Annotated in this window: 14 protein-coding genes and 1 pseudogene; 2 read left to right on the top strand and 13 right to left on the bottom strand. The window is 66.9% G+C overall.

Translation table 11 applies throughout. The features are described 5' to 3' along the window. A pseudogene (locus MLGJGCBP_RS39540) lies at positions 1-364 on the top strand (alpha/beta hydrolase); the annotation flags it as partial. A gap of 17 nt (positions 365-381) precedes the next feature. On the opposite strand, the gene MLGJGCBP_RS39535 reads toward MLGJGCBP_RS39540, so the two are convergent. The 11 genes from MLGJGCBP_RS39535 to MLGJGCBP_RS39485 are packed head-to-tail and all read right to left on the bottom strand — an operon-like array spanning position 382 to position 12,653. Further along, positions 382-1,551: a tyrosine-protein phosphatase gene (locus MLGJGCBP_RS39535; RefSeq protein ID WP_160102693.1), complete on the bottom strand. Its 1,170-nt coding sequence runs from the start codon at positions 1,549-1,551 to the stop codon at positions 382-384. Beyond that, a complete protein-coding gene (locus MLGJGCBP_RS39530; protein ID WP_160102691.1) occupies positions 1,548-2,687 on the bottom strand; it encodes a thiolase family protein in 1,140 nt (379 codons plus the stop codon). The genes MLGJGCBP_RS39535 and MLGJGCBP_RS39530 overlap by 4 nt, the downstream gene beginning before the upstream one ends. Beyond that, complete coding sequence (locus MLGJGCBP_RS39525; RefSeq protein ID WP_160102689.1) at positions 2,684-3,097, bottom strand: Zn-ribbon domain-containing OB-fold protein; 414 nt, start codon at positions 3,095-3,097, stop codon at positions 2,684-2,686. The genes MLGJGCBP_RS39530 and MLGJGCBP_RS39525 overlap by 4 nt, the downstream gene beginning before the upstream one ends. Beyond that, entirely contained in the window at positions 3,094-4,596 is a 1,503-nt protein-coding gene (locus MLGJGCBP_RS39520) for a carboxyltransferase (RefSeq protein WP_160102687.1), read from the bottom strand. The genes MLGJGCBP_RS39525 and MLGJGCBP_RS39520 overlap by 4 nt, the downstream gene beginning before the upstream one ends. Then, positions 4,593-6,002, bottom strand: coding sequence for an acetyl-CoA carboxylase biotin carboxylase subunit (locus MLGJGCBP_RS39515; RefSeq protein ID WP_160102685.1), 1,410 nt, complete (start codon positions 6,000-6,002; stop codon positions 4,593-4,595). Before MLGJGCBP_RS39515 ends, MLGJGCBP_RS39520 begins: the two co-directional genes overlap by 4 nt. Then, the gene (locus tag MLGJGCBP_RS39510; protein WP_160102683.1) at positions 5,995-6,534 is read right to left on the bottom strand and encodes an acetyl-CoA carboxylase biotin carboxyl carrier protein; all 540 of its coding nucleotides are present in this window, start codon (positions 6,532-6,534) and stop codon (positions 5,995-5,997) included. Before MLGJGCBP_RS39510 ends, MLGJGCBP_RS39515 begins: the two co-directional genes overlap by 8 nt. Further along, positions 6,531-8,270, bottom strand: coding sequence for a pyruvate, phosphate dikinase (locus tag MLGJGCBP_RS39505; RefSeq protein WP_160102681.1), 1,740 nt, complete (start codon positions 8,268-8,270; stop codon positions 6,531-6,533). Before MLGJGCBP_RS39505 ends, MLGJGCBP_RS39510 begins: the two co-directional genes overlap by 4 nt. Continuing rightward, a complete protein-coding gene (locus MLGJGCBP_RS39500; protein WP_160102679.1) occupies positions 8,267-8,875 on the bottom strand; it encodes a hypothetical protein in 609 nt (202 codons plus the stop codon). Before MLGJGCBP_RS39500 ends, MLGJGCBP_RS39505 begins: the two co-directional genes overlap by 4 nt. Before the next feature lie 23 nt (positions 8,876-8,898). After that, entirely contained in the window at positions 8,899-10,368 is a 1,470-nt protein-coding gene (locus MLGJGCBP_RS39495) for an AMP-binding protein (protein WP_160102677.1), read from the bottom strand. After that, positions 10,355-11,932: a hypothetical protein gene (locus tag MLGJGCBP_RS39490; protein WP_160102675.1), complete on the bottom strand. Its 1,578-nt coding sequence runs from the start codon at positions 11,930-11,932 to the stop codon at positions 10,355-10,357. The genes MLGJGCBP_RS39495 and MLGJGCBP_RS39490 overlap by 14 nt, the downstream gene beginning before the upstream one ends. A gap of 4 nt (positions 11,933-11,936) precedes the next feature. Then, entirely contained in the window at positions 11,937-12,653 is a 717-nt protein-coding gene (locus MLGJGCBP_RS39485) for a PEP-utilizing enzyme (protein ID WP_236581637.1), read from the bottom strand. A 120-nt stretch (positions 12,654-12,773) separates the two neighbouring features. On the opposite strand from MLGJGCBP_RS39485, the gene MLGJGCBP_RS39480 reads away from it, so the two are divergent. Next, positions 12,774-13,604: a helix-turn-helix transcriptional regulator gene (locus MLGJGCBP_RS39480; RefSeq protein WP_160102673.1), complete on the top strand. Its 831-nt coding sequence runs from the start codon at positions 12,774-12,776 to the stop codon at positions 13,602-13,604. A 45-nt stretch (positions 13,605-13,649) separates the two neighbouring features. On the opposite strand, the gene MLGJGCBP_RS39475 is transcribed toward MLGJGCBP_RS39480, so the two are convergent. Beyond that, positions 13,650-14,795: a hypothetical protein gene (locus MLGJGCBP_RS39475; protein WP_236581636.1), complete on the bottom strand. Its 1,146-nt coding sequence runs from the start codon at positions 14,793-14,795 to the stop codon at positions 13,650-13,652. Between the two features lie 14 nt (positions 14,796-14,809). Next, on the bottom strand, positions 14,810-16,444 hold the full coding sequence (locus tag MLGJGCBP_RS39470; protein ID WP_160102671.1) for a PEP-utilizing enzyme: 1,635 nt from the start codon (positions 16,442-16,444) through the stop codon (positions 14,810-14,812).

Raw genomic sequence — 16,444 nt, 5'->3', positions numbered from 1 at the left:
CCGTCGCATCAAGGTCGTCGGCAGCGTCGTCGGCGTCAACTTCGGCCACCTGTTGCACGAGGCCTTCAGTGCCTACGACCAGATCGCGACGTTGGACGCGATCGCCGCGCAGCGCACCGCCGAGGCTCGCGGCGCCGAACCGAACGTCGAGAACCTGCTGCCACCGACGGTGGACGCAGCCGAGGGTCTCGATATCGACGTGGCCGAGGCCGGCTCCTACCGCGACGGCCTCGAGATCTACCGCCGCGCCCGCTCCGGAAAAAAGCAACTCGTGGTGGCCGAAGGCTTCTCGCACTACGACCAGCCCGAGCCCGTCAAGATCGCCCTCGACGCCCTGATCCCGTTCTTCAACAAGAACCTCTGAGCAGGGGTCGAACCCAACTACTGTGTGCGGTTGGCTAATTCAACCAACGCGGAACGGTAAATGTCTGTGATCGCCTCTGCGAGTTGAGGTTCACTCTCGGGGGACGTGGATGCGAACTCGGCACTCCACACGACTTCGGCGCCCTCGGGATGGTCGTTGACGGTGAAGGTGGAGGAATAGAACGACAGAGGGAGGGGCCCAGAGACGTACTCGTAGGTGTAGCTCCGCTGCGGATCGTCGTGGTGGACGATCCGCTCCGTCGCCTCGCCTCCGCCGTTGGCGAAGGTCGCGTACCGGAGGTCACCGTGCTGGTGGGACTTCTCCAGCGCGGGAATCCAGTCCGCGACATTCGCGGTGTCGCCGCCGACCTTCCACACGGCATCGGGTGTTGTCCGGATGACGCAGGTTTCAGTTACTCGCATGCGGTACTCCTTCTTCGTTGCGTCGTCGTAGGTGATGAGCAGTTCGGTCAGTCGGCGGATCTCGTCCGGCCCTATGCCGTTGCCCTGCAGCAGGTTGAGGGTTCCGCCGTACTGCTGGTCGACGTTGCCGAGGAACCGTTCCATCGCATCCGCCGGCGCCGTCCATGCCTCCGGTGGGTAGAGGTCGGCTGCAGATCCGTACGACGCCATTTGCCGCAGTCGCCGCATGGATGCGGCGACGTCGTCGGGGGCGGCGGCGTAATCGGCGGCGATGTCCTCGCGGAGCACCCCGATGGCGTCGAGGAGCAGCGCGACCGCCACTCCGGTCCGGTCCTTGCCGACGGTGCAGTGCACCAAGACCGGGAGCACGGCGGGTTCGAGAAGCCGTATGGTCGGGGAGACGACGCCGGCGGCATCCTCGGCCAGGTACTTCAGGTAGCGGGTGACCAGCGGATCGTCACCGTCCATCGGGGCAACCGCCGAGTCCTCGGCCACGCGGTCGCCGATGCTGAACGGGTGGGGGAAGTGGCGAACCCCCAACTCGTCGAGAGGTCCCCGCCCCTCCACCGCGACCTCGTGAGGCAACCGCAGATCGATGGTCGCCCGGATCCCGGTGTCTGCGATCAGTGCCCGCGCCGACTGCTCGTCCAAGAACTGCGGTGTCCCGCTGCGGAAGAGCACCCCGGTCCGGACGCGCCCACCGTCCCGGGTTCGCAGTCCGCCGACGTCCCGGAACCCGAGAAGCCCTCCGTAGCTCGCGGTCATGACTGGGTGGACAGGATGGTGACCACGCAGGCGTTGCCGTCCATTCCGGCCGCTCCGCCACCCATCGTCTCGACCAGCCCGACACGGTGCCGGGCGACCTGCCGCAGTCCTGCCTGTCCGCGCAGTTGCCAGTCGATTTCGGCAAGTTGCGCCATTCCGGTTGCGCCGAGAGGATGTCCGCGTGAGAGCAGTCCTCCGCTCGGGTTGACCGGTTGCGCACCATCGCGGGTGGTGTGGCCGGAGGGGGCGAGTTCGGCGCCCTTGCCGCGGGGTGCGATGCCGAGCGCCTCGAGGGTGATGATTTCACCGATGGTGAAGGCGTCGTGTACCTCGAGTACGTCGATCTCCTGCGGGGTCCGGCCGGCCTGGTCGAATGCCTTCTCGGCGGTGCGGGCGACGCTGGCGAAGCCCCAGACGTCCTCGCTGCGCTGGTCCCACAGGGCACCGGAGACCATCGCGGAGGCTTCGATCCGCAGGTCGTTGCGGTTGCCGCGGTCGCCACCGACGATGGCGGCGCCGGCCCCGTCGCTGGTCGGGCAGCATTGCAGGAAGGTCAACGGTTCAGCGATCATCCGGGAGTCGAGCACCTCCTGGATCGTGGGCACCGTGTCCCGCAGTTGGGCGCGGGGGTTGTCCATCCCGTTGGTCTTGTTCTTGACCGCGATGGCCGCGAGCTGTTCCGGGGTGACACCGAATTCGCCGACGTAACGTTGCGCCTGCAGAGCATAGAGTCCCGGCAACGGCAGCGATGCAGCGCCTTCCGGGTCGGTCGCCTCCGGCACGATGGCCCCGGAGAACAGGGTGGACATCTGGTCGACTCCGAGTACCAGCACGCACTTGAATCGGCCGTGCCGCACGGCCTCGACCGCTTCGTGATAAGCGGCGGTGCCGCTGGCGCAAGCGTTCTCGACGGTCCACATGGGCACGGACGGAATGCCGAGTCCGCGTTGGATGCGGGTGGCCACCCCGGGCGGGCCGAACACCGACCCGACGATGATCGCGTCGATTGCGTCGGGCCGGATGCCGGCATCCTGGACTGCTTCGGCGACCGCGGTCCAGGCGAGTGACTCGACTCGCTGGTCGGGGAATCGGCCGTAGGACGAGGTTCCGACGCCCCACAACATGGCCTCGTTCATCGCTGCACCTCCGTAGTGGCGACAAGGTCGCCGTCGTCTGTTCCGGTGATCTCGAGGCGGGTGCCGAGCGCGAGTACCGCGGGTTCGTCGAGGTGAACGAGTACCCGGGGGCCGTCGTCGAGGTCGACGTACGCCAGCCCGAAGGGCGGCCGACGGGTGCCCACGGGGATCTTGACGACCGTCGACGACCATGTCCTGCCCGTGCGGGCGAAGCGGGCCGGTTCAGTGGCGGCGTAACACACCGGGCACCAGGGCAGATCCTGTTGCGCGGTCGGGTACCGGCACACCGTGCACCGGGAGCCGAGCACGGCATCACCGTCGAGAACCGGCCGCGAGTCGGCGACCGGCAGTCCCCCGACGGCGGAGCCGGCACGGCGCTTGGTCGGCCGCCCCACACCCAATTCGCTCACCGGTGATCGCCTTCCAGTGTCAGCGAGAAGTCGTCCGCCTCGATATGCAGGTAGGCGCCCACCGAGGTCTCGACCAGGTCCCTGATGTATTTCATCTGCTTGCTGGTCGGGGCGAAGTCGCGGTTGCGTTGTGGGGTCGCGCGCATGACATTGATATCGCTCTCCGGAACGAGCAGACGCAGGAGCAGTTCGTCGTCGCTGATCGACCCACCGAACTTCTTGCGCAGTTCGTCCAGACTCGGCTGCGGGGGCTCCCAGTTCTGGTAGCTCTTGGCCTTGGGTGAGCTCAGGATGGTGTCGAGCACGTTCGGGTCCATCGGCGCAACCGGTGTGCCGTAGAAGCCGTTCGCGTAGATCATCACCTCGTCCGGTACCACCGAGTACCGCGACCCGGACACCACGTTCAGCACCGCCTGGGTGCCGACCAGCTGGGAAAACGGTGTGGCCATGACGGGGTATCCGAGTTCTTCTCGCACCCGGGACATCTCGTCGAGGACCTCCTCGAAACGATCCTCCATGCCGCGGTCACGCAGCTGCGCCTTGAAGGTGCCCGCCATGCCGCCGGGAAGCTGGTGCCGGTACTGGAACAGCGAGTACTCTGCCGGCTGGCCGACCGGCAGGTCCTCGTATTCCGCGACGCGCAGCAGGTGCTGTTCGACTGCGGCGAAGCGGGACTCGTCGAGGTCGACGTCGAATCCGGCGTAGCGCAGGTTTGCGACCGTGTTCTCGGTCGAGGGCAGCGACACCCCGGCGGCGAGGGGACGGCTTGCCGTGTGGACACGATCTGCGCCGGCGAGGATGCCTTCGAGGTAGTTCAGTGGCGCGAGGGCGTTGTTGCTGTGGAAGTGGATCTCCACCGGCAGGTTTCCGGCCGCGCCCTTGATGGCAGCGACGAGGGAACGGGTGCGTTCGGGAGTCAGTAGTCCGGCGGCGTCTTCGAGTTCGATGCCGTCCGCGCCGAGACCGACCAGCTCCCGTGTGCGGGCGGCGTAGTACTCGTCGGTGTGGTACGGCGTATCCGCGAAGAGGATGCAGGGCAGTGCCTTCGCGCCCTCGGCCTGCACGGTTTTGACCAGGCGGCCGATCTTGTCGATGTTGAACAGTCCGTCGTAGATCCAGAAGGCGCCGATGCCGTGGGCGATCAGTCGTTGCACCCACAGGTCCATGACGCTGTCGGCGGTGAGACCGAAGGTGACGATGCCGTTGCTGCGGGTTCCGGCGCGGACCGTCGTCTCCGGCATCGACTTCGACAGCGAGATCAGCTGCTCCCACGGGTCTTCCTTGCAGTGCCGCGCGAGCACCTCGAAGAGTGAGCTTCCGACGAGGTCGATGGTGTGGAAGCCGGTGCGGTCCAGCTCGGACGCCATGGGCAGACCCATGTCCTTGCGCAGCCGCATCCCCCACCAGCTCTGGGGGCCGTCCCGCAGCGTCTGGTCGACGATGTCGATCTTGCGCTTGCTGCCGTCGGCGTTACGCGCGGCGCAGTCGAGGTAACTCATGAGATCTTCTCCAAGTAGTCGGGGAGGCCCCGAGAGGCGATCCAGTCGGTGGTGACGGTGCCGGCCCGGAAGTCCGGATGGTCCAGGGCCACCCGGGCGAAATCCGCGGTGGTGGGAACTCCGGTCACCCCCAGCCGGCCCAGGGCGACGACCATCCGGTCCGCTGCGACGTCACGGTCGGTCCCGTGCGCCACGATCTTGGCGAGCAGGGAGTCGTAGTAGGGGGTGACGACGTAACCGGTTTCGCAGTGGCTGTCGACGCGAATGCCCTCGCCCTCCGGGGGATCCCAGGTCTGTACCGTGCCCGGGTTGGGGATGAATCCGCGGGCCGGATCCTCGGTGGTGATGCGGACCTCGATGGCGTGCCCGGTCAGGTCGATGTCGTCCTGGGTGAACCGGAGCGGTTCGCCCGCCGCCGAGCGCAGCTGTTCGGCGACGAGGTCCACCCCGGTGACCATTTCGGTCACGGGGTGTTCGACCTGGATTCGGGCGTTGAACTCGAGGAACGCGAACTCGTGGGAGTCTGCGTCGTAGATGAATTCGACGGTTCCGGCGCTGTCGAGCCCGAGCGCCTCGGCGAACACAACCCCGCTGCGTCGGATGTCCTGACGAATCTTCTCGGGCAGGTTCGGCGCGGGAGACTCCTCCACGACCTTCTGGTGACGTCGCTGCAGGGTGCAGTCGCGTTCGCCGAGGTGGATGACGGAGCCGTGCTTGTCCCCGAGCACCTGGACCTCGATGTGGCGGGCGTTGCGGATGAATCGTTCGACGTACAGTCGTCCGTCGCCGAACGCCGACTGGGCCTCCGCCGCGGCCGACGACCAGCGGGCACGCAGCTCGGACTCGTTCTCGACCACCGACATTCCCCGACCGCCCCCGCCTGCGGCGGCCTTGACCAGCACGGGATAGCCCAGCTCGGCGGCCGCGGCGACCGCGGCCTCCGTCGAGTCGATCACCGGCGATCCCGACAGTACGGGGATGCCGGCCGAGCGGGCGAGTTCACGGGCGCGGGCCTTGTCGCCGGCCTCGGCGACCGCTTCCGGCCGCGGTCCGACGAAGGTGAGGCCCTCGGCGACGCAGGCGGCGGCGAATTCCGGGTTCTCCGAAAGGAACCCGTAGCCGGGGTGCACGGCGTCGCACCCGGTGCCGAGCGCGGCGCTGAGCACCGCGGGGATCGCCAGGTAGCTCTGCGCTGCGGGGGCGGGGCCGATGCAGACGGCGCGGTCGGCCATCCGGGCGGCGAGTCCGTCGCGATCGACGGTCGAGGTCACCGCGACCGTTTCGATGCCGAGGGCCCGGCAGGCCTTGATCACGCGGACCGCGATTTCCCCGCGGTTGGCGACCAGGACCCGCCGCAGCGGGGTGCGGCGCGGTGACTCGGTGGTCAGGGTCGACGGGCTAGCCATCGGTCGGCCTGATCAGGAACAGCGGCTGGTCGAATTCGACCAGGTCCGCGTTGGTGGCGCAGATCTGCACGATCTCCCCACCGTGCGGGGTGACCACCGGGTTCATCAGCTTCATGACCTCGACGATGGCGATCTGCTGCCCGGCCTCGACGGTCTGCCCGACCTGCACGAACGGCGGTTCGCCGGGGCCGGGGGCCACCCAGAAGGCGCCGACGGTCTGGGATCGAACCTCGACGCAGCCGGTGGTGTCCACATCGGCGGCCGGTGCGGGTGTGGCAGGGGTGCTCGCGGGACTCGCGGCAGGAGGCACGGCGGTAGCGGGGGCGGCAGCAGGCGCGGACACCGGGACCGGGGCCAGGGCCGGCACTGGGGCCGGGGCCGCCGACTGGCCCGCTGTGGCCGGGGGGCCGTCCTTGCCGACGGTGATACGCATGCCGTCGAGTTCGAGGGTCATGGCGGCCCATCCGGAGTCCTGGAAGGTGCGCAGGATCTCCCGCACCTCGCGATGGGTCACCCGTTCCGGCGTGGTCATGAGGTTCTCCTTTGGTGTGCGATGGCGGCGAGCAGCACCGGCAACCGGTGTGCGGTGACGATCGCGTCGACGCCGGCGTCCAGTGCGGCGCGCACGCCGTCGGGGGCGCAGAACACCGCGCCGCGTACGGTTTTGGTACCGGGCGGGATGTCGGGCAATTGCTCACCGAGGTCCTCGGCGGCAAGCGTTTCCGCGTCGAAGATCGGGGCGACGGCGACGTCGGGACCCACCCGCAACGAGGTGGCGCTCTCGGCCCACTGGGTGAGGCGGCGCAGGTCCTCGTCGTCGCTCTCGTCGATCGCCGACGTCGGCAGTGCGCCGGCGTAGACGTGGCCGGTGGTCGCGTCGACTGTGACGGTGCGGCCGACCAGGCTCGCGACGGTGTCGGTGCCGCAGCCGACGACGCAGGGAGTGTCGAGGGCTCGGCTGACGACGGCGGCGTGTGAGGTTGCGCCGCCCTGCTCGGTGACCACCGCGGCGGCCGCGATCATCCCGTGGACGTCGTCCGGGCTGGTCGATTTGCGGACCAGGATGCATCCCGGGTTCGCCTGTGCCGCTTCCGGAGTATCCACGACAACACCGGTGGCGACACCCGGGCTTGCGGCCACCCCGGTCACCAGTACCTCCGCGGTGTCGGCGGCACCGGGTGCGATCTCCGGGCGCAGGAGGGTGCGGATCTGCTCCGCGGTGACCCGGGACAGGGCCTCCCCCCGTTCGAGAACACCCTCGTCGACGAGTTCGACGGCGATCCGCACTGCGGCGCGGGCGGTGCGCTTCGCCGGGCGGGACTGCAGCAGGAACAGCTCGCCGCTCTGCACGGTGAACTCGATGTCCTGCGCGTCGCGACCCTCACGGTCGAGTTGCTCGGCGGCTTCGAGCAATTCGGCGTGCACGGTCGGCCAACGCTCTTCCAGATCGGTCAGGGGTTTCGGGGTGATCCGGCCGGATACGACGTCCTCGCCCTGCCCACGCTGCAGATATTCGCCGTACGGCTCGCGGGAGCCGTCGACCGGGTTACGGGTGAACAGCACCCCGGTGCCGGAGTCGTCGTCGAGGTTGCCGAACACCATCGCCTGCACGGTGACCGCGGTGCCGAGATCGTCCGGGATGCCGTAGTGCTTGCGGTAGGCGAGGGCTCGCCGGGATCGGCTCGATGCGAACACCGCGGCCACCGCGGCGCGGAGCTGCTCCCAGGGGTCGGCCGGCACGGCGTCACCGACGTCGGAGGAGATCGCGGCCCGGACCGACGCGGTGTCGGGCAGGTCCTCGAGTTCCTCGGTGCAGCCGAGGACGAGGCGGCCGTAGAAGCCGGTGAAGCGGCGATGCACCTCGGCGGCGAAGTCGCGGTCGCCGCTTTCTGCGGCCAGGGCGGCCTCGACCTCGTCGTTGCAGCCCAGGTCGAGGATGGTGTCCATCATGCCGGGCATGCTGATCGCGGCGCCGGAGCGGACCGACACCAGCAGCGGGCGTTCGGTGCCGCCGAAGGTGCGGCCGAGTTGCTTCTCCAGCAACCGGATTCCGGTGATCAGTTCGTCTGCCAGGCCCTCGGGGAGGTCGCCGTCGGCGAAGTAGGCCTCGCAGGCCGCGGTGGTGACGACGAACGCCGGTGGCACCCGCAGGCCCAGCGACCGCATCCGCCACAGGCTCCACGCCTTCCCCCCGATCAGATCGCGGCTCGGCTCGGCGGCGTTCTCGTCGGGGACGACCAGCCAGCGCAAACCTGTTGCGGTGCTCATTCGGGGCGCTCCCGTCCGGTGAGGCGGAGGATGTGTTCGTGCATCTGGAACCACACGGTGTGGACGGAGTCGACGCGGACGCCGCTGACGTAGTCGGTCTCGCCGCCCTCGGCGCGGATCAGCGCCGCGCCGATCCGGTCCAGGAATCGATCGACCAGGGGGTCCTGCTGAGCCAGGGGCTGCAGGACCTTCTGGGTCTTCTCGTGCACGCGGCCGAGTTTCTCGACGATCTTGGCGTCGTAATCGGCGTCGGCGTGATCGTTGCTGACGCGGGCACCGTCGACCTCGATGGTCTGCCAGTCGGTGGTCAGGGTGAGGACCTGCTTGTTGACGCCGGTCTCGAACGAATCCATCGCGTCGGTGACGGCCGGGTCCGCGCGCAGATCGGCGAAGGCGCGGAGGTACACCTCGTCGAGGAACTCGCGGCCGGCCGGGGTGACCATGTAGTTGCCGCGTGCGGCCATCACCGCGCCATCCGCGACGGCCTTCTCCAGCGCCGCCTCGACGTCGGCGATCGGGAGGGCGTTGATCTCGGCGAGCTGTTCGGCGGATCCGAGCTGACGCAGGGTCAGGGTGTGAACGGTGAGTTCGTTGGGGTCGAGCATGATTGGTCCTTTCGGTGTCTCGGTCACACCTGCGCGGCGACCATGCGGTCGCGCACTTCGCGGCGCAGGGATTTCCCGACGGGACTGGTGGGAATGTTCGGCCAGATCTCCAGGGAACGAGGTCGTTTGAAACCGGCCAGCCGATCGGCGCAGAACTCGAGGATCTCGTCGGGTTCGGCGGTGGAACGAGTGACCACGGCGGCGGCGACCCTTTCGCCCCACTTCTCGTCGGGCAGGCCCACCACGGCGGCCTCGACGACCGCGGGGTGGGTGAGCAGGGCGTCCTCGACTTCGCGGGGGTAGACGTTGAAGCCACCCGAGATGATGACGTCGTGCCTCCGGTCGAGCAGGTGCAGGTAGCCGTCGCCGTCCCAGCGTCCGATGTCACCGGTGTGCAACCAGCCGTCCGGTTCGATCGTCTCGGCGGTGGCGTCCGGGCGACGCCAGTACCGGCTCATCGTGTGCGGTCCCCGGGTCAGGACCTCCCCGACCTCGTCCGGTCCGAGCACCGTGCCGTCGGCGGCCCGGACCTGCACCTCGACGAACGTGTAGGGTTTGCCGGCGGAGGTCAGCCGCTCCGGTGTGTGCTCCCACGGCTGCAGGCAGGTGATCGCCAGCGGCGCCTCCGCCTGACCGTAGAGCTGCGCGAAAACCGGTCCGAGGATGTCGATTCCGCGTCGGAGCACACTGGTCGCGATCGGGGCGCCGCCGTAGCACAACCGTTCGAGGGCGAGATCCGCTGTTGCCGTGGCGGGATCCTCGAGCAGCATCGCGATCATCGTCGGCACCATGAACGTCGACGTGGCCCGATACTTCTGCGCGGCCTCGAGGAAGGCGCTGGGCGAGAACTTCGACACGATGACGTTCGGGGCGCCCTTGACCAGGTGCGGGAGGAAGAACGCGCCGCTGCCGTGGGTGATCGGTGCGGCGTGCAGCATCACCGAGTCCGGTCGCAGGTTGGGCAGCAGGTCGACCAGGAAATTCGCCACTTCGGCGAGTTCGCTGCGCGTGGTGAGGACCACCGCCTTGGGCTTGCCGGTCGTGCCGCCGGTGTAGGCCAACCGCAGCGGTTCGTCCTGGTCGCGCCGGACGTCACACGGGCCGTCGGGCGCGCCTGCGACGAGTCCGGGCAGCTCGTCGGCGGTGATCATCAACTCGACCCGGGCTGGGGGATCCCCTGCGTAGACCAGGGCTCGCGCCTGCGAGTCCTCGACCTTGTAGGCGTGCTCGTGGGCCGTCTCGCGCACGTTGAGTGGGACCCGGACCAGCCCGGCCTTCGCGAGTGCGTAGTAGACGACGACGCCGTCGATACCGTTCGGCATGAGGACCGCGACACGGTCACCGGCGTCGAGCCCGCGGGCCAGCAGTGCGTGGCCGAGCCGGTCGGTGAGTGCGTCGAACTCGGCGAAGCTGACCACTCGATCGCCGTCGATCAGCGCGGGGGCGGCACCGTACTGACGCCCGGCGCGGCGGATCAGGTCACCGATCTGCATCGTCGGTCCCCGTCGTGTCGTCGGTGGTGGGCAGGTTGGCGCGACGCAGCCCGGACCCGCGGCCCTCGATGTTCCGTGAGCCCCGCTGCGTGAGGCGGTACAACTCGTCCGCCTGCGGGGTCCCGTGGTTCCACTTCACCCATTCCTCGTCGAGGTAGCGGTTGCTGCCATCGAGCACGGCAGGGGTGAATCCCTTTGCGCGTGTGTTGTAGTCGTCGAGATCGATGCGTCCGGCGCTGGTGGTCCACAAACCGGTCTTGCCGGGCAGGCTCGACGAGCCGGTGAACCGGTCACCGGCGGTCGGTGCGTAGTCGTCGTCGGTGAGCACCGAGTACGGGATGCCGGTGAGCATGTTGCGGTTCTGGTCGGAGTAGCGGGCCATGGTGTACTCGTTGCTCGTCTGGTGGGGCAATCCCAGCAGGCCCACCATCTCGCCGAGGTTGTCGCGCCCGTATTCGTCGTTGAGCAGGGGCTTGAACCGCTGCACGCGTTCGTCGACCTGGAACCAGTCGTCCTGCCGGTAGGTTCCGGCGAGATGAGCGAAGTCCTTGCCGACCGAGGAGTAGACCAGGGCGCCGGCGTCGATCATCTGCTCGCGTGACCAGGTGGCGATGCGCTTCCACAGGTCGGTGGTCGCCTCGTTGAGGATCTCGCGGTACTGCTCCATGGTGTCGGCCAGCGTGTCGGCGTTGTCCATGCCGACCGGAATGTATCCGTCGGTCAACGCATCCGAGGTGTACATCCCGACCGCTTGGATGTTGGCGGCGTTGTATCCGGGTTCGGCCTCGAAGGACGCCCAGTCGTCCATCAAGTGGAAGTTGGTGCCCTTGAAGACGATCGGAATCGTGAGATTATTGAACGGCAACTGGGTGGCGATGCCGTCGAGCCACGGGTAATCGCCCTCGGTGAGGTCGAAGAAGTCCCGCATGATCATCTGCCGGTTGTTGCCGAAGTCGTAGGGGCCGCTGTTGTGCAGACCGATGCGGCACTCGCAGTGCGCGAGGAACGCGTACTGGGACAGCTGGGCGACGAGTTTGGTTGCGGCGGTGTGCAGCCGGTCACCGGGCACCACACCGTGCAGGTCGGACTCGAAGACCTGCAGGGTTCGTTCGGGCAGGAACTGGCTGCGGTCGCCGAATTCCTTGTTCGTCAGGTGTCCGTCGTTGCGGTGGTAGGCCAGATTGAACCGCCGGGAGAAGTCGAGCACGTCGACGACGTCGTCGACCGCGTCGGTAGGCCGCAGGAGCCCCCAGTTCATCAGCATTTCCCGGCCGATGAGGTAGAACGCGGGCATACCCCACGCCGCGTTGACCGTGTCCACCTTCAGGCTGACCTCGCGGGCGCGGTCTCCGAGTTCCTCGGCCGGCGTCGCCGCGTCGATCTCGCGCAACAGCGTCGGCAACCGGTAGAAGCTGTTGAGATAGCTCACCAGCATGTACGGGTTCATCGGGAACAGCTTCGACTCCTGCACCGTGCGCGTGATGCACAGCCAGTAGGTGGTGTCGGACAGACTCCGGAGGTAGTTGTTGGTCTCCAGCAGGGTCCGGTAGTTCAGATTCGCCATGGTCTCAGCTCTCGCTTTCGATCAGCCAGATCCGGGCATGCCCGGTGTCACCCGTCTCGTAGGCATCCGCTGCCGGGGGCGCCGCGGTCACCTCGAGTTCGACCAGGTCGCCGTTCTTCAGGTCGTTGATCTTGCAGTTCATCAGTGTGGGGACGTCGTACTCCCGGGCGAGGATGCCCAGGTGCGACCGCACGGTGCCGCCGAGGCAGATGACGCCGGCGAACCCTTCGATGATCGGTGCGGTCAAGGTGCCGCCCGAGTCGTCGATCACGGCGATGGTGCCGGGCGGGATGCCGTCGGTGAGCAATTCCATGACCTGCTCGACTGCGGAGATCAACGCGACCGGTCCGATGACCGTCTGGGACTTCTTGATCACGTTGTCGCCGATACCCACGTGGCGGCGACCGTCCGAGTCCCGGTCTTCCGAGAACGCCCGCGCCTCTCGGTCGGTGCGCTTGTACTTGTGCGGCTCGGATTCGAGCGAGACCGTCGCGGAGTATTCGAACCGGTACCCGGAATCCAGGGCCTCCTGCTCGATCGCTCGCGCGTCCTCCATCGAGAAAATATCGAACTGACGTTCGAACACGCTGTCTTTCCATTGCTCGCCGGTGGCGGCGAATCGTCGTGCCGCCAACGACCGCACAGCGGTGTTGAATCGGCCCGGCAATGGGAGCATTTCGGTCGATCCCCATTTCGGGGGCGTAACCACGGAGTCGGACATGTCACCTCACGTTTCCTAAGGACTGACGCAGCCGCCATCGCAGCCGGAAACAGGTGGCTACCTGGTATTTTTTCTCCGGCTTCTTGGCGTTGTGAGATAAAACTAGTTACGCTCCGTGGTGTGACCCAGTCCACGTTGGGGGACACTTCCGGGACGACGCCGAGCGCAAAGTCCTCGTCCCGGGACCGCTCCCCATTCCGAGCCAACCTGAGCAAGGCCGACTACGAGCGCGCCTTCGACGTCCTCGAACAGTGCTCCGGCGCGGCCTGCCTTCCCGACTTCAAGGAACGGGCCGTCGAGGCGATCAGTGAGCACTTCGCCCTGAGGCATGTCTCGTTCTTCGCCGGCGCGACCTTCCACACCGTGTTCGAGGACTCGGCACCCCTGACTGTGGGCAAAACCGCCAAGATGCTGCCCGAATATCAGGACCGGTGGGCTCGCTACGACATCTTCGGTACGCCGGCCGCGATGCGGCAACTCGTCTCCAGCGGCGTGTCTTCACTGGACGAACTGCAGTCGATGGGCCAGGTACCCGCGGCGGCCGACGCCTACGTCCGATACTTCCTCTCCTCCACGTGGCGCATGCAGACCGCTGCCGCATTGCGCCTGGAGTTGAGTGCGGGACACACGGCTTTGCTGGGGATGTTCGACCCGGAGCCCGGCAAGATCGGCGCCTCCGAGGCGGCTACGTTGCGCCTGCTGAGCCAGCAGTTGTCCGCCATGGCTCGCGGCCTGCCCGCGTCGAAGTCGCAGGCCGCCCTCGCACGGCTCTCCGTGCGGCAGCGGCAGGTCGTCCGACTCGTCGCGGACGGATTGTCGAATGCGCAGATCGCCGAGATCCTCTCCCTTGCCGAGGACAGCGTGAAGAAGTACGTCACCCGAATCCTCACCACCACGGGCTGCCAGTCGCGGATGGAACTGGCGCTGCTGGCGCGGGCGCAGCGGATATGACAAAAGGGCCGCGGACTGTTCGTCCGCGGCCCCGTCACGCTCCGGTCAGAGGAAGGAACTCTCCTTCGTCAGCCCGTAGCGGGGATGTTCACCGATCACCATCGATTCGAAGATGCCGTATCCGACGGCGTCGCCTTCACGAACCCTGATCACACAGTCACGCAACTGGTGCACCTCGCGCGCCGTATTCTCCTCGGATACATCGGCATACCGCTCGCCGTCCAGATGCGAAGGACCGTGCCACTGCCCGTGGCGATGGCCCTTGAAGCCGAAATACAGTCCGGTACCGAGATGGAATCCGGTGTCGCTGATCGGTTCGATCTCGAGGGTACGGGTCTCACCCCAACCGGAGTCGAACGTCATCTTGCCCCCGAGGAGGCGGCGGTTGACGGGATCGTACTTGAGTTCGTCCCGCATCCCGTGAAGCTGCCGCTGAGTGCCGTCCGGCAGGTTCTCGAAACCCGAGAAGTAGGTCACGGCTCCGTCGACCCACTGCAGGTAGTGATGGATTTCGTAACTACTTCCGTCGGGACGTTGCAGCCACATCGGACTCCAGGTGAGGATGAAGTCGCCGTCGAGGCGCTGCGGCTTGAAGACGTCGGGCGCCGTCTCGCCGACGTCCATCCGTACTCCCCAGGAGTGGTCGCGGAAGCCGAACCACTCCTCGTCCCGGACCTCGATACGCTCGCCGTCGATCCAGATCTCACCGCTGATCGTCGACGCCTGGTGGTACCGGAGGAGGTCGGACTGCACCCGGAAGCCCTGCAACTCGCGCTGGACGTCCTTCTGTTCGAGGAACGGCGGCAGCACTCCGGTGATGGTGAGGTCGAATCGCAGTGGGACCACGTCGTTCTCCTGCAGGACCCAGCGCACCTGACGGAGGGGCTCGATGACCTCGTAGTCCAAGGGTCCCACGCCGATCCGCTCACCGTCGAGATCGAGCTGCCTGCTGGCACGGACCGTCAGCTGTTCCTTGCCTCGCGAGACGCCGGCGAACATGTCCATCACGTTCCGGTTGTGGTATTTCCCGAGGCCGATGTCGACCTGGATGGACCCGTCGCGGGCGAACAGCGACGCCCAGAGTTTCTCCGTCCAGGACGTGTCGGCGTGGCTGATGGTCGCGAAGGTTTCGGGCGTCTGGTGACACAACAGCTCGTCGGCGTGAATGAGTTTCTGCATCGATTGGCGCATGTGAACGCCTCCTCTCAGGAGTTCGGGCGGATGGGCGAGAAGGATCCGGGCATGTCGTGTGCCACCAGGGCACCTCCGAAGATGGCCGCAGCCTTGTCGTCGTCATCGAATGGATCAGGGTAGAGCGCAAGGGTCTTCGGCGACATCGCCCAGTCGACGTGATCCGTCACCCCGGCCAGCGCGGCAAAGGGGCGAAGACCGGAGGTGTACATGGTGGTGGCGGCCATGATTCGGTCACTCCGGTCCATGGCGGCGAATTTCTGATACAGACCCATGTGGCATCGGCTGAGATCCGCGGCAACACCCGGCCAGTCTTCCGGCGCGATCAGTTCACGGGTGCCGTCGGCGCGATACCCGTACACGGCGGCTTCGTCGACCACAGCGAGAAGTTGATCCGGCTCGGTGAACGTGGTTCCCCAGTCGTTGATTTCGAACTCGGTGAACTTCGAGCGGTCGAACGTCAGGACCATCGTCAATCCGGTGTAGGGCGGGTCCAGATCGTCCGTCCACGGATACGCCCACGAACTGGGGCCGAGGGAGAGATAGTCCCGCACGATCGTCTGCCTGTTTCCCGTCGGCCGCGGATACGGACCGGAGTCGCAGATACCGACCCGTGAATCACAGAAGTACAGGAACGAGTATCCCGAAACCGTCGCGTTCAGCCTCTTGAGGCTCTTCGCGGTGGTCGCGTCCAACGCGATTGCAGCGCCGGACAGCTCGTCGACGACTGCCGGCGACAGGTAGCGGTTGGTGAATCCGGCGTCCTTGTAGTCGAGCGTGCCGTCACCACGGTGCGCCAGGGTGAGGCGGCGCCAGAAATCCACGACGGTGCGAATATCCTCCCGATGGTCACCGGGCTCGATGGTGCCCATTTGTATCAGGCACTCTCGACCGCAGAGGAAGTGATAGCCGATCATCCAGATCCACAGCGGGCTGACCTTGTTCGGCCCCTCACGCAACTGGCGACCCAACTCTTCGGCCGGCACAGCCGCGTCGATCACGCGTATCCGATCCACGTAGCTGTGGAAGTCCTCGATGACCGACAGCGACATATAGGGCAGCATCGGAAACAGTTCGGAGGTGAAACCGGAGCGGCGCGTCAATTCCGGTTTGAATGCCCGGCCCATGTGCTGGACGAGGTCGTCGAGACGGTCGTCGGTGAGTTCCTCGGCGATGAGTGCCTCGAGCGCGGCGCCCGACACGTCGACCGTGAAGTCCTTGACGGCGATCTCGTCTCCCACGCGCCGGATGTATTCCCACCACGCGGCGCTCACATCCGCGGACGAGTCCGATGCGATGTCAGGATCCGGGGAAGCAACGACCCCCGACTGCTCCTCGATACGGAGCGTGACCTCGGTGCCGTCGGGGATGTCGTCGGACAGTTCGGTGCCGACCAGGCACGGGACCTCGAACTCTCGTGACACGATCGCCAGGTGCGAGCGGAGTGTTCCATCCAGGCAGACGATTCCCCCGAGCCGGCCCAGGATCGGCGAAAGGAATGTCGTGCCACCCGACGCGACGAGCGCGATCGTGGACTCGAGATCGCTGTCGAGGGAAGCGATCACGTCGTCCGGCGACCGGAAATGGTGCACTGTTCCCGTGACCGGCGCGAAGGCGTACGACGGATTTCCCTTACCGAGAATTGACAT

The sequence above is a fragment of the Rhodococcus sp. T7 genome, assembly GCF_009872365.1.
GTDB lineage: Bacteria > Actinomycetota > Actinomycetes > Mycobacteriales > Mycobacteriaceae > Rhodococcus_F.
This window is presented reverse-complemented; position numbering and strand designations above follow the sequence as displayed.

What these genes read in the sequence shown, in the direction of transcription:
- MLGJGCBP_RS39490 (WP_160102675.1), bottom strand. Translation starts at nt 11,932, where the DNA reads ATGGCGAATCTGAACTACCGGACCCTGCTGGAGACCAACAACTACCTC.
- MLGJGCBP_RS39530 (WP_160102691.1), bottom strand. Translation starts at nt 2,687, where the DNA reads ATGAACGAGGCCATGTTGTGGGGCGTCGGAACCTCGTCCTACGGCCGA.
- MLGJGCBP_RS39505 (WP_160102681.1), bottom strand. Translation starts at nt 8,270, where the DNA reads ATGAGCACCGCAACAGGTTTGCGCTGGCTGGTCGTCCCCGACGAGAAC.
- MLGJGCBP_RS39485 (WP_236581637.1), bottom strand. Translation starts at nt 12,653, where the DNA reads ATGTCCGACTCCGTGGTTACGCCCCCGAAATGGGGATCGACCGAAATG.
- MLGJGCBP_RS39500 (WP_160102679.1), bottom strand. Translation starts at nt 8,875, where the DNA reads ATGCTCGACCCCAACGAACTCACCGTTCACACCCTGACCCTGCGTCAG.
- MLGJGCBP_RS39495 (WP_160102677.1), bottom strand. Translation starts at nt 10,368, where the DNA reads ATGCAGATCGGTGACCTGATCCGCCGCGCCGGGCGTCAGTACGGTGCC.
- MLGJGCBP_RS39515 (WP_160102685.1), bottom strand. Translation starts at nt 6,002, where the DNA reads ATGGCTAGCCCGTCGACCCTGACCACCGAGTCACCGCGCCGCACCCCG.
- MLGJGCBP_RS39510 (WP_160102683.1), bottom strand. Translation starts at nt 6,534, where the DNA reads ATGACCACGCCGGAACGGGTGACCCATCGCGAGGTGCGGGAGATCCTG.
- MLGJGCBP_RS39475 (WP_236581636.1), bottom strand. Translation starts at nt 14,795, where the DNA reads ATGCGCCAATCGATGCAGAAACTCATTCACGCCGACGAGCTGTTGTGT.
- MLGJGCBP_RS39535 (WP_160102693.1), bottom strand. Translation starts at nt 1,551, where the DNA reads ATGACCGCGAGCTACGGAGGGCTTCTCGGGTTCCGGGACGTCGGCGGA.
- MLGJGCBP_RS39520 (WP_160102687.1), bottom strand. Translation starts at nt 4,596, where the DNA reads ATGAGTTACCTCGACTGCGCCGCGCGTAACGCCGACGGCAGCAAGCGC.
- MLGJGCBP_RS39470 (WP_160102671.1), bottom strand. Translation starts at nt 16,444, where the DNA reads ATGTCAATTCTCGGTAAGGGAAATCCGTCGTACGCCTTCGCGCCGGTC.